This window comes from Rhodococcus sp. DK176, assembly GCF_038447315.2.
GTDB classification, from domain to species: Bacteria; Actinomycetota; Actinomycetes; order Mycobacteriales; family Mycobacteriaceae; genus Rhodococcus_F; species Rhodococcus_F jostii_A.
Genome location: NZ_CP118321.2, coordinates 4,104,731 through 4,117,129, shown reverse-complemented (window position 1 = coordinate 4,117,129; position 12,399 = coordinate 4,104,731). Strand labels below are relative to the sequence as shown.

Sequence of the window (12,399 nt, the reverse complement as noted above, 5' to 3'; positions counted from 1 at the left end):
TATGAGCACTACACCGCACACCGGCGCGAGGCGGGCCACCGGAACCTCCGCGGCCGTCGGCTTCCTGATTGTCATGGAGGTCGGAAGCGGGCTGTTGCAGGGGTGGTACCCACCGCTTCTCACAAGCATCGGACAGGAACACGGGACCTCGGCAGCAGCGCTGAACTGGGTGAATGCGATCTTCCTCCTCGCCTCGGTGGCCTGCGTGCCGATCATCGCCAAGCTCGGTGACATGTACGGCCATCGCAGAATGCTCGTGGCATCCGCCGCGGCAGTGGCCGTGGGATCCTTCGTCGTCGCTTTCGCCCCGTCGTTCGCCGTCCTTCTCGTCGGCCGTGCCCTGCAGGCGCCGTTGATCGCGTTCTTGCCGTTGGAATTCGCCATCGTCCGGCACCGGGATCCAGGCAGGGCGGGGCGCAACATCGGCCGTCTGATCGGGGCACTCACCGGCGGCGTCATCGTCGGCGGATTCCTCGCGGGCTGGTTCATGACCGGAATCGACAACCTGACCCTCGTGCTGTTGGTTCCCGGGATCATGATGGCGATCTGCGTCCCGGTCGCACACTTCCTCGTCCAGGAGACGACCGTCCGCAAGGAGGGGCGCATCGACTGGGCAGGGGCGGCGCTCCTGTCGTCCGGCCTGCTCATGGTGATGGGGGGCGTCTCCAACGGCAACGCGATCGGGTGGGCAAGCCCTCTGATCGTCGCTCTCGTCGCCGTAGGTGCGGTCGCGCTGGCGGCTTTCGTGGTGGTCGAGAATCGAGTGACCAACCCCCTCATCGACTTCCGCGTCCTGAAGCGGGGCCGGCTCGTGCTCCCGATGCTCATCGCCGCCCTGCTCGGAGCTCAGTCGTTCGGTTCCCAGGCGCCCATCTCGTTGTTCTCGCGAGCCGATCCGAATGCGTACGGGTACGGCCTCGGTGTGACGGCCACGGTCGCGGGTCTCCTCTTGTCGATCACTGCCACCGGAGCATTCATCGCCTCGACGATCAGCGACCGGATTGCGCGCACGCTGACACCTCGCTTCGCCGTCGTATTCGGCGCACTCGTCAGCGCCGCCGGGTACGTGGCGATGCTTGTCGCGCACGCAAGTGTGGTCACCTTCTCGATCTGGCTGTTCCTGGTGGGCTTCGGCGCCGGACTACTCGCGGGTGTGGTGCCGGCGATCATCGTCAATCGCGCTCCCGAGGATTCGGTCGGTATCGCCTCCGGCCTCTACAACAGCTCCCGAACCGGAGCGGGATCGGTCGCCGGGGCAATGTTCGCCCTCCTCATGTCATCGCTGGTCACCTCGGTGACCGTGGGCGAGAAGACGAGCTCGATTTCCTCGTTCACCTCCTACGCGACGGTCTGGGCGATCTGCGCCGCCCTCTGCATCGCCATCGCCGTCCTGGCCCCGTTCCTCAATTCTCGGCGCCCGCGGATCCCTTCCGAGGTCCCCTCACCGACCGTCGGCGAGAACGCGCCCGCAGTCGCCTGATCACGTCATTCAATCGAAAGGAATGAGTTTTGCCCGATAACACAATTACCAGTCACGCGACGAGCATTTCCGAACTGAACGAGGCATTCGGAAACGGATCGCTCACGCCGCTCGATGCACTGGAATCGACCCTCGCGCGGATCGCAGCGAAGGACGACACCCACCGCGCGATCTACGTGATCGACGCCGACGAAGCTCGTGAGTCCGCAGGGCGTAGCACCGAGAGGTGGCGCAGCGGCACCCCACTCGGCCCGCTGGACGGCATCCCGGTGACCATCAAGGAGAACACCGCGAAAGTCGGTCTGCCGCAGTCGTATGGGACCGCCGCACGCGAACCCGTGATCGCAAGAGAGAACTCGCCCGTCGTCGACAGACTGCAGGAGGCGGGCGCCCTGGTGGTCGCCAGCACCAGCATGCCCGATTTCAGCGGGCTCGGGTCCGGGGTGTCGTCCCGTCACGGCACCGCACGCAACGCCTGGAATCCCGCCTGGAACACCGGCGGCTCGTCCTCCGGTGCGGCCGTCGCCGCCGCACTCGGGTACGCGCCGGTCAACATCGGAACCGACATCGGCGGGTCGATCCGCATACCCTCAGCCATGAATGCCGCGTTCGGGTTCAAGCCGTCCTACGGGCGGGTGCCGATCAACGACACCTACCTCGGCCGCTGCGCCGGCCCGATCACCCGCACCGTCCGCGACGCCGCCCACACGATGGCATACCTGTCCCGCCCCGACGCACGCGACCACAGCTCGCTCCCGGACGAATCGATCCGGTGGACCGACCTCGACATCGACATCCGGGGGCTGCGCATAGGCGTCAATTTCGCTCCGGTGGACGGTACGACCGCCGATCCCGAGATCGTTGCGGCGGTCCGGCGGGCGGTCGCGGTGTTCGAAGCCGCCGGCGCCCAGGTGGACGTCGTCGAGCCCTACCTGTCCCGGGACTACCTGACCACTGGGTTCATGCCCTTCTTCACCGCGCATCTGTGGGCGCAGATGCACGACAAGAACATCGTCGACGATCTCGCCAAGGCGAATCAGGAGATGGTGGCGGCGGTGTCGAGCGTCGGCTCGCTCTCCTCTCTCGAGCTCATGCGGGCCTACGACTCGATCGGGCCGCTCGTTCAGGAGACCGTGGACATGCTGGGCCGTTACGACGTCGTCCTGTCCCCCACCTCCGGCATCCTCGCCGGGCCGGCCGAGAGTCCGATGATCAGCGAGTTCGCCGGATCGGCCAACTTCACGTCCGCGTTCAACGCCGCAGGCACCCCCGCGGCCTCGATCAACTGCGGCTTCTCCCAGGACGGAAGGCCGATCGGCCTGCAGATCGCCGCGGATCGGCAGCGCGACCTGACCGTTCTCCAGGTCGCCGCGTGGTACGAGGCCCACCGCGGCCTGGAGGCGACTCCCGACTGGAGCGCTCTCGACTGACCAACCATCACCATCTCATTCGAAGGATAGGAACACATGAGCACCACGCACGAGCTTGCCCGACTGATCGACGACCTCGCACCCAGGTTCACCGCACTCAGTGATGCGATCTGGGATAATCCCGAACTACGTTGGGAAGAAACCGCATCCGCGGAACAACATATCGAGCTGGCACGTACGGAGGGGTTCCGCATCACCCGCGCGATCGGTGGTGTGCCGACCGCGTTCAGCGCGGAGGCCGGTTCGGGTGAACCCGTGATCGCCATTCTGGGTGAATATGACGCACTCGCCGGCCTGAGCCAGGAATCCGGTAACCCCGAACGCACCCCCGACCCGTCGAACACCTCGGGTAACGGCCAGGGTTGCGGCCACCACCTCCTCGGCGCCGGTTCGCTGCTCGCCGCCACCGCCGTCAAACGCCACCTCGAAGAAAACGGGCTACCGGGAACCGTCCGCTACTACGGGTGCCCCGCCGAGGAAGCCGCGGCGGGCAAGACCTTCATGGTCAAGGCCGGGGCGTTCGACGACGTCGACGCATCGATCTGCTGGCATCCCGGCGACAGCACCCTCGTGCAACGCGACCACAGCCTCGCGTATATGCAGTCCTATGTTCGCTTCACCGGTGTCGCCTCCCACGCCGGAGCCTCGCCCGAACTCGGCCGCAGCGCACTCGACGCACTCGAACTGATGAACGTGGGCGTCAATTTCCTCCGCGAGCACATGCACTCCGACTGCCGCATCCACTACGCCATCCTCGACGGGGGCGGGCGCTCGGCGAACGTTGTCCAGCCCTATGCCGAGGCCTACTACGTCGTGCGGGCGCCGAACGTCCGGGAGATGCGCGCACTGTTCGCGCGCGTTCGCAAGATCGCCGGAGGCGCCGCGCAGATGACCGAGACCACGGTGGAGATCGAGATCGACGGCGGCTCCTCGAACCTCCTGGGAAACACCGTGCTGGAAGTGTCGATGCAGGACACGCTCCTCGAGCTCGGACCGGTGCCGTTCGACGAGGAAGACCTGGCAACCGCACGAAAGTTTGGCACGGACAAGCCTATCGACATGTTCGGCACCACAATCGAAGAGGGCGACAGCCCCCTCCACGACGGCGTGATCACCTTCGACGCCGGCGCGCCCCGGCGCGTGCTCACCGGCTCGACCGATGTCGGCGACGTCAGCTGGGTCACTCCCACCGTGCAATGCACCACTGCCTGTGTCACTCGCGGCACCCCCGCGCATTCATGGCAGCTGGTCGCCCAAGGAAAGCTCCCCGCCGCACACAAGGGCATGATCCACGCGGCCAAGGTCATGGCCGGATCGGCGATGAACCTCCTCACAGATTCAGCCCTGCTGAAGCTCGCGACGGAGGAGTTCCTGGAACGCACCACCAAACAGCCGTACGACTCGCCGATCGACGACGGAGTGATCGCACCACCGCTGCGGTAGACAGCGAGACGGGCACTCACACGAGTGCCCGTCTCAGGCGCGCGCTGGGGCGAATCCCGAACAGGTTGTCCTCAGCGATGCCCAACCGATCAGGAATTGAGAAGCGCCGACCACCGGGCCGCACTAACGTCATTGCCGAGAGCCGTAGAGCCGGCGGCTCAGTCGTGGGTGTCGCGAGGCGAAGTGACCGATGGGAGAGAGCTCATGACGAACAACCAAGGCAAGCGTAAAGCCGGAACCCCCGGCGCGTTCTCGCGGTGGATGCAGCGAAAGATGAACGCCCGCATGAACCGCAAGATCCGACGCGGCCACGGCCAGTTCATGGGTATGGACGTGCTGATCCTGAACACCGTGGGTCGTCGCAGCGGACAGCCGCGGCAATCGCCGGTGGCGTGGTTCGACGACGGTGACGATGCCCGGCTGGTGGTCGCGTCGGGTGGCGGCAGTCAGAACCCGGACTGGCACGCCAATCTGATGGCGCACCCCGACAAGGCGTCGATCGAATTGCCCGGCCACGCCGCCACCCCGGTGATCCCGCACCAGCTCGACGGCGCCGAGCGTGAGCAGGCATGGCAGCGCATCGCCGCCGCCCAGCCCCGCATCGCGAAGTACCAGAGCAAATCCGACCGGGAATACCCCGTCATCCGGCTCACCGCGCGGTAGCTACATTCCGATTCGCCTCGGCGCCCAGGGCTCTTCGCACGGTGGCACGGAACCATTCGGTGCCGGGGTCCGGTAACACCCTCTTGTAGGTGGGGACCAGAATACTGGCGCATTTTCCGGATTTGCACTCGGGGGAGATCGACTACACCGGGGACGACACCTCATCACCCCTGTTCACAGCCCTGTCAGGCACGCGGCGATGCTGCAAAACCGACCGCGCACCCGTTAATCTCGAAGCGACACCGGCGAAGGACGTCGACCCGCACGGGTTCGGGCGCCGTGGGAACCGGGATGTCAACGAGGAGCGCGACCATGCCGATGGCACCGTTCGGCCCCATCACCGCGATCTACACACCGGCGCACGCCTGGATGTACGAGACCATCGTGGCACCGGCCGTCTACCGCTCACGCCACGTCATCGACGAGTACTTTCTGCCCCATCTCCCACCGAACGCCCGCATTCTGGACGTCGGATCGGGCGGGGCGCTGTTCACGAACTACATCGCCGACCAGCGCCCCGACGTGCATATTCTCGGCCTCGATCTGTCGGAAGCCCAGATCAAGCGCGCCACCAAACGCATGCGCAACTACGGCGACCGGGTCCGGTTCGACGTCGGCGACGCCACGCGGCTCGATTTCGCCGACCAGACCTTCGACGGCGTGATCAGCTACGGCTCCATCAAGCACTGGTCGTCGCGTGAGGCCGGGCTCGCCGAGTGCGCGCGCGTCCTCAAACCGGGTGGCCCGCTGCTGATCACCGATGCGGACCGCAGCACGAGTTTCGAGGACGCCGAAAAGTTCGTCGAGAACTACAAGGCGCCGCGCGTTCTCCGCAGCATCAATCTCGCGATCTTCCACACCTGGATCGCCGGCCGCTCCATCAGTCTCGACGAGGCGCGTGACCTCGCGAGCCGACTCGATCTCGTCGACGAGCACGTTTCCCGCATCAGCGAGATGCCGCTGGTCATGATTTCCGGGCGCCGGCCTGCGTGAACCTCACCGTCCGTCACGTGTCCGGGCCGGCAGTGCGGCGACGCCGCTGATGAACGCGGAGAGCAGCAGTTCCGGTTCGCCCACCGCGTGAAGTGTGGGGTGGGCGGTGAAAAGTTCTTCGAGCATGACGCGCAGCTCCAGCCGTGCGAGGTTGACGCCCAGGCAGTGGTGGATGTCTTTCGCGCCGAACCCGAGATGCTTGCCGGCGTTCGCCCGGGTGATGTCGAACCGGCCCGGACCGTCGAAGACGCGTTCGTCGTGGTTCGCGGACAGATACCACATGACGACCTTGTCCCCCGCCGCGATGTGGGCGCCGCCGAGCTCGGTGTCGACGGTCGCGGTGCGCCGCATGTAGGGCACCGGGGAGGCGAAGCGGATCACCTCGTCGATCGTGTTGTCGATGTGGCCGGCGAAATCGGCGAGCAGCAGTTCTTTCTGGTCGGGGTGCTCGCTGAGCAGAAGCAGCGCCCAGGCCAACGCTTGCCGGGTGCTCTCGAAACCCGCCGTGATCAGAAGGATGACGAACGAACCGAACTCGGTCGGTGCGAGGGCCTCGCCGTCGACCATCGTCGACACCAGCCGGGACGTCAGATCCTCGCCGGGATCCGCCTTGCGTCTCTCGCCCAGCTCGAGGGCGTATCCATAAATCTGGCCCAGGCCGGCCGCGCCGCCGGGTGCGGTGACGAACTCCTGATCACCGCCTCCGGCAACGACATCGGCCGCCGCGGCCAGGATCATCGGCCGGTCGCTCTCCGGGATCCCGATCAACTCGCAGATCACCTGCACCGGCAATCGGGTCGCGACGTCGGGGACGAAGTCGAACTCGGCATCTCGGGGCAGGTCCGCGGCGATCTGCGCAGCGGTGCCACGCACCCGCTCGGCGATGCCCCGCACCGAGGCCGCGGTGAACGCCGATTGCACGATGCCCCGCAGACGCCGGTGCCGGGGATCGTCCATGGCGATCATCGACATGGCGAACTCGAGGATCTCGGCCGGGACGTCGTCGATGGTGAAGCCCTTGGCCGAGGAGAAGACCTCCGGGTTCCGGCTCACCGCCACCACGTCGTCGTATCCGACGACCGACCAGAAGCCCGGACCGGCAGTTTCCGCATGGAACTCGATCGGCGATCGCTGACGAAGCTCCGAGAACATCGCGCGACGGCCCGCGAAGCTGCGGTCCCAGAACGCGCGTGATGCGGGCGAGATGATTTTTTCGGACGCAGAACCCGTCACCGGTCCCCCTCGGTCGGTTGTATCGACAGTGCGACCCTACTGGGGAAGCCGTGGTTACGCTGATGAGGCATCACCGCAGGTCAACAGCTATGATCATAGGATCACCCGGCAGTGCGCCGGAGATGAAACCGGGGAGGATCGACCTGTGGCGTCGAGGGTTCGGCTCGGCAACGTGCGAGAGGTGCGCGATCATCCGTTGGGGATGACCGAGACCGGGTTTCGGGCCGACTTGACCCAGCACGAAGCGTTCGCCAGAGGTCGTGGCCCGTTCCCCGGTGATGCCGACAGCGTCCGCTCCGAGCGTGAACTGTTCGTCACCGCCCCGGACGACGAGGTGCTCGCGGTCGCGACGATCACCGGGGTCCGCGAGCACGACGGCGAACTCGTCGTCGACGGAGACCTGGTTGTCGATCACGAACGGGTGGGGACGCGACTGCTGATACGGACCCCGGCCGAGAACGTCTTCTCCTGCGCGGACGAGGAATCGGCGTGGGCGGGCTCGATCGAGCGGGCGCGGTGGGTCTACGTGCGGGCACTGGTCGAGGTCGCATCGGTCAAGACGGCGTCCTACGACCGCCGGCTCGCGGGCGCAGACCCCGCCGCCGACCCCGAGGTGACTCTGGCGACTGCCAACGAGACGATGCAGGTGGTGCCTCGGTACGTGATGATCCACCGCAGCGGAAAGCTGCGTCTCGGTGGGCCGTACGCCGACACCGCGGATTGGGACAGCCACGTCGAACCCTGGACGGACTACGGATACGTCGATTGCCTGCGCCTCGACGACGTCCTGGGCACCAGCGGCGACCTCGACATCGACGTGCTTCGCCCGCTCACGTCGCGGGCCGCCGCCGCGGAACTCCTCGAGTCCTTGGGCTGGGACAAGGTCATCCGTCGATTCGTCGACGACCGCACACCCCCGCAGTAGCACCGAGCCGGTGGTGATTGCCGCGGGCGCTTGGCCTGTTCGGCCGCGACCCGGGTCTGATCGGTGGCATTGTTAATACGGGCTGTTATCTCATCGTGGGTGCGGCACGGCCGCACAGGTGCTACTCGGCTGGGCTTTCGTCCAGCCGCCGAAGTTCATTGCAGAAGGCATGATCCGTTACCACTCGACGGGAGTTCATCGCATGGCCACGCATACCCATCTCGGACACATCTTCCACATCGCCGGCACACCGAAAGTGACCGAAGCCGCGGCCGCCCTGGTATCGATTCCCGACGGCGCCCTGGTGCTGGACGATGGCGGGCGAATCGTGTTCTGCGGTGACAGAGCCGAGATCCCGTCGGATTACGAGTCCGGCACCGTGCACGACCACAGGCCCGGCTTTCTGCTGCCGGGGTTCGTCGACACCCACATCCACTTCCCGCAGACCTACGCCGGCGACTCCTACGGCGGCGGCCAGCTGCTGGAATGGCTGACCCTGTGCATGTTCCCGTCGGAGACGAAGTTCGCCGACCCGGAGTTCGCGCAACAGGCGGCCGTCGAGTTCACCAACCGGCGGATCTCGGCGGGCACCACGGCCGCCATGGTGTTCGGGTCGGCGTTCCCACATGCGCAGGACGCGTTGTTCACCGAGACGCAGAAGGCAGGTCTGCGCATCGTCAGCGGCCGCGGAATTCAGACCGTCGGCGGCGAAACCGCTCAGCCGCTGATGACCTCCGAAGAGGACGCGATCCGGCTCACCCGCGAGGAGATCGAGAAATGGCACGGCGCCGACACCGGCGATGTCGACACCGCGTTGCTGCACGTGGCGATCATCCCGCGGTTCTCGCTGTCGGTGACCCCCGAGACCCTGAAAAATCTCGGGGACCTCTACGAAGAGGTCCGGGACCGCGGTGTGTACGTGCACTCACACCTCAACGAGAACAATCGCCCCGGCACCGGCGAGGTCGACTCGACCAAAGAGACCTATCAGGTGAATTCATACCTGGACACCTACGACGGGAAGTTCCTACCCGGTTCGGAAGTGGGCGGGAAGAGCCTGCTGGGCCGACGCACCATCCTCGCCCACTGCGTGCACTGTCAGGATGTCGAGCTCGAGCGGATGGCCGAGACCGGTACGTCCGTCTCACACTGCCCGATCTCGCAGCTGTTCCTGGGATCCGGAACGATGCCGTGGAAGCGCACCGTCGCGTCGGGCGTCAACATCTCGGTGGGAACCGATTTCGGCGGCGGCGACGAATGGCTGATTCCCCGGGTGCTCGGCGACGCGTTCAAGGTGCACATCAGCGAGGCCGGTGACGACGGGGTGTCGATGCATCCGGCCGAGATGCTGTTCGTCGGTACCCTCGGCGGTGCCCGGGCTTTGGACATGGAGAACCGGTTCGGCAACTTCGACGTCGGGAAGGAAGCCGACTTCGTTGTTGTCGACCCGTCCGGCACGCCGGCGCTCGACGGGCTGCTGCGCAACGCCGTTCGCGCCGCCGATCCCGACCTGGCCCGCGATCAGACCCTGTTCGCGCTGCTGATGGGGATACGCGACACGTCCATCTCCGAGGTCTACGTCGCAGGCCGACGAGCCAAGGCGTCCTAGACGGGTGGTTCCTCGTGACCGCCGGACGACATCACGGTCGACCGGCGGTCACCGCTCTAGGGGTTCACCGACGAATGGTGGTTGGCGATCAGCCACTTTCCGTCTTCGTACCGATAGACCCATGTCACCCTGGCCGCCACATCCTGGCCGTTGGCGTTGATGACCCAGCGGCCCACGTTGTAGGCGAGGTTGCAATCCGAATACTTGAAACTTTCTTCCATGCGGGCAGTGGGATCGGCCTTGATCAGGTTGACGAAATACTCCGTTATCTCCTCGGGAGTGTCGGCGATAGGCACCGACAGGGTCGGCAGCAGCACCGCATCCGGCCGGTACAACGCGGCGACCCTGCTCGCGTCACCGCTTTCCAGTGCGTCATTCCAACTCGTGAAGAGCGCATCCAGTTCACTGTCTGTCGCGCGCACGCAATTGTCTTCGGAGTCAGAGGAACTGCCCGAGGAACAGGCGGCCGCCGAAATTGCCAACGCGAGAATCGCAAAGCCCAAGCCGAACGGTTTGGTATTCATACCAACCTCCGCGGAGAAAGGCGCCTACGGGAATTGACCCGCCAACCGATAAAGCGTAACTCCGGGACCTGACTCTGCGGATCGGATCAGCGCACGTCGACCCACGCACGAGATGCGACCGAGGCCGTGATGGCGTCGAGAGTTTTGGCCGCGGCCACAGCGTCGGCGATCGTTGCGCCCCGGGGCTTTCCGTCGACGATCGAGGCGATGAAGTTGTTCCCCTCGATGACCTTGAGGTCGTCGTAGCTCATCGAGGACGCGGAACCCGGCTGGAAGCGGGCATACGCTCCGGCGTCGGGGCCCACCCACACCGTGGTGATCGACTGGTCCTGGTACTCGCTCCCGAGGCTCGTTCCGAGTTCGTTCATCCGGCGGAAGTCCCAATACACCGCACCCTTCGTGCCGTGGATTTCGAACCCGTAGTTGTTCTGCTCGCCGACGGCCACGCGACTCGCGTCCAGCGTTACCCGTCCGCCGGACGACAGGCGAACCAGGGCGCTGACGAAGTCGTCGTTCTCCACCGGCCCCAACTTGCCACCCGTCGCGCGCGCGTGCCCGCTGGTGGCACCCGACGGGATGGCGCGCTGCGGGATGAAGATCGCGGTGTCGGCCACGACTGCGTCGATGTCGCCGAGCAGGTACCGGACCAGATCGACACCGTGCGAAGCAAGGTCGCCCAGAACGCCCGACCCACCACGCGCGTTCTCGTAGCGCCAGCTCAGCGCGCCGTCCGGATGCGCGGCGTAGTCGCTGAGGAAGCGGAACCGCGAGTGCGTGATGGTGCCCAATTCGCCCGCCGCGATGAGGTCGTGCGCCATCGCAACGGCCGGTGCGTTTCGGTAGTTGAATCCGACGGTCGACTGGACGCCTGCCTTCTCGACAGCGGCGGCGACTGCCTTCGCGTCCTCGGACGACAGCCCGACCGGCTTCTCGATCCAGATGTGCTTGCCCGCCTCCGCCATCGCGACGCCGATCTCGCGGTGCAGGAAGTTGGGTGCGGTGATGCTGACCGCGTCGATGTTCTCGTCGGCGGCGATGTCGCGCCAGTCGGTCAGGGCTGCGCCGAACCCGAACTGGGCGGCAGCTTCCTCGGCGCGGCCGGGTACCTCGTCGGCGACGGCCCCCAGGCGGATGGACGGCGCTTCCGGGAAGTGGTGGCGCTGACGCAGATACGCGTTCGTGTGCACTCGGCCCATCCAGCCGAATCCGGCGACGGCTACTGCGATTTCGGTGGGATTGACGTTGGTCAAGGTCGACTCCGGGACTGATCGGTGCGGGGCGTGTCTCTACGACAGTGCTGCGCGCCACGAGCGAAGTCAATCGTTTGTGCTGACAAAGTGGCTCTCGAGGTGATTTTGATGGCTTTTCCGGGCCTCACGCCGCCATCGCGCGGAGGGGACCGCTGATCGCCGGACCAGCGGCGTTCCCCTTCCGCGCAACAGGTGTCAACCCGGCGCGCCTCCATCAGCGACTACGCGCCCGCGCGTCGCGCCAATGCCGGTACGCCGGCGTCGACCCGAACCACCCACTGATCCAGCGACTCGAACATCTCGTCCCCCGATGCTCCACCGGGTACAGAGAGTTCATGCAACGCTTGACCTTCCGAAGGAACCAGCGAAACCTGAGGCGGAACGTCCTCACCCGATGCCACGCCCGATGCCACGTCCGCAGTCCGCAGGACGGCCGCGAGAATGCCGCCCTGTTCGTCCGTCAGGACCTGCATCCGAGAAAGCCGTGGTGTTTCCTGTGTCGTCATGCGAGCACGCCTCCTTCCAGATGGAACCACACGCCCGAAGTGGAACTGTTGTGAATGCCGAGCACGTAGTACTGCTTGCTGGGGCCGCCGAATACCGGCGCGTTGGCGGTGCCCTGCCACTGCGTCATCAGGATCTTCGTGCCACCACCGCCCTGGCTGGCGTCGAGTCTCGCAGTCGCCAACTGCGGGCCCTTCCAGATGTCTCCAAACGAGAAGGAGAATTGATTCGCCTGTCCAGCGGCGAGAAAAAGCCTCTGAGGGGTTGTCGACCAAGCCATTTCGGTGTCCTTTCGTCGAATCACGAATGCGATACAGGACCGACCGTACGAGGACCCTCGCCAGT

12 protein-coding genes are annotated in these 12,399 nt (G+C 65.8%); 7 read left to right on the top strand and 5 right to left on the bottom strand.

Translation table 11 applies throughout. The features are described from left to right. The first annotated feature begins 1 nt into the window (after position 1). From PSR88_RS19425 to PSR88_RS19405, 5 genes are all read left to right on the top strand, one after another. Complete coding sequence (locus PSR88_RS19425; protein WP_016884618.1) at positions 2-1,480, top strand: MFS transporter; 1,479 nt, start codon at positions 2-4, stop codon at positions 1,478-1,480. A gap of 29 nt (positions 1,481-1,509) precedes the next feature. Continuing rightward, positions 1,510-2,910: an amidase gene (locus tag PSR88_RS19420; protein WP_016884619.1), complete on the top strand. Its 1,401-nt coding sequence runs from the start codon at positions 1,510-1,512 to the stop codon at positions 2,908-2,910. A 36-nt stretch (positions 2,911-2,946) separates the two neighbouring features. Further along, positions 2,947-4,353 (top strand): M20 family metallopeptidase, encoded by a 1,407-nt coding sequence (locus tag PSR88_RS19415; RefSeq protein WP_016884620.1) that lies wholly within the window; start codon positions 2,947-2,949, stop codon positions 4,351-4,353. 204 nt (positions 4,354-4,557) lie between these two features. Then, positions 4,558-5,016, top strand: a complete 459-nt coding sequence (locus tag PSR88_RS19410; RefSeq protein ID WP_016884621.1) for a nitroreductase family deazaflavin-dependent oxidoreductase — start codon at positions 4,558-4,560, stop codon at positions 5,014-5,016. A 312-nt stretch (positions 5,017-5,328) separates the two neighbouring features. Continuing rightward, entirely contained in the window at positions 5,329-6,009 is a 681-nt protein-coding gene (locus tag PSR88_RS19405) for a class I SAM-dependent methyltransferase (RefSeq protein ID WP_029539725.1), read from the top strand. 3 nt (positions 6,010-6,012) lie between these two features. Here PSR88_RS19405 and PSR88_RS19400 read toward each other — a convergent pair whose 3' ends face one another. Further along, positions 6,013-7,242, bottom strand: a complete 1,230-nt coding sequence (locus PSR88_RS19400) for a cytochrome P450 (protein WP_016884623.1) — start codon at positions 7,240-7,242, stop codon at positions 6,013-6,015. A 145-nt stretch (positions 7,243-7,387) separates the two neighbouring features. Between PSR88_RS19400 and PSR88_RS19395 the strand changes: the two genes are divergently transcribed. Together PSR88_RS19395 and PSR88_RS19390 are read left to right on the top strand one after the other, a co-directional pair. After that, positions 7,388-8,167: a hypothetical protein gene (locus PSR88_RS19395; protein ID WP_016884624.1), complete on the top strand. Its 780-nt coding sequence runs from the start codon at positions 7,388-7,390 to the stop codon at positions 8,165-8,167. Positions 8,168-8,369: 202 nt separating this feature from the next. Continuing rightward, complete coding sequence (locus tag PSR88_RS19390) at positions 8,370-9,776, top strand: guanine deaminase (protein ID WP_011596379.1); 1,407 nt, start codon at positions 8,370-8,372, stop codon at positions 9,774-9,776. A 56-nt stretch (positions 9,777-9,832) separates the two neighbouring features. Here the strand turns inward: PSR88_RS19390 and PSR88_RS19385 are convergent, their stop codons facing one another. The 4 genes from PSR88_RS19385 to PSR88_RS19370 form a co-directional block, all read right to left on the bottom strand. Continuing rightward, on the bottom strand, positions 9,833-10,300 hold the full coding sequence (locus PSR88_RS19385; RefSeq protein WP_016884625.1) for a DUF4440 domain-containing protein: 468 nt from the start codon (positions 10,298-10,300) through the stop codon (positions 9,833-9,835). 86 nt (positions 10,301-10,386) lie between these two features. Then, a complete protein-coding gene (locus PSR88_RS19380; protein WP_016884626.1) occupies positions 10,387-11,550 on the bottom strand; it encodes a Gfo/Idh/MocA family protein in 1,164 nt (387 codons plus the stop codon). A gap of 221 nt (positions 11,551-11,771) precedes the next feature. Then, complete coding sequence (locus PSR88_RS19375) at positions 11,772-12,056, bottom strand: hypothetical protein (RefSeq protein ID WP_029539726.1); 285 nt, start codon at positions 12,054-12,056, stop codon at positions 11,772-11,774. Then, positions 12,053-12,334 carry a hypothetical protein gene (locus PSR88_RS19370; RefSeq protein WP_037197980.1) on the bottom strand — a complete coding sequence of 94 codons (282 nt, stop codon included), beginning with the start codon at positions 12,332-12,334 and terminating at the stop codon, positions 12,053-12,055. Before PSR88_RS19370 ends, PSR88_RS19375 begins: the two co-directional genes overlap by 4 nt. Positions 12,335-12,399: the final 65 nt, after the last annotated feature.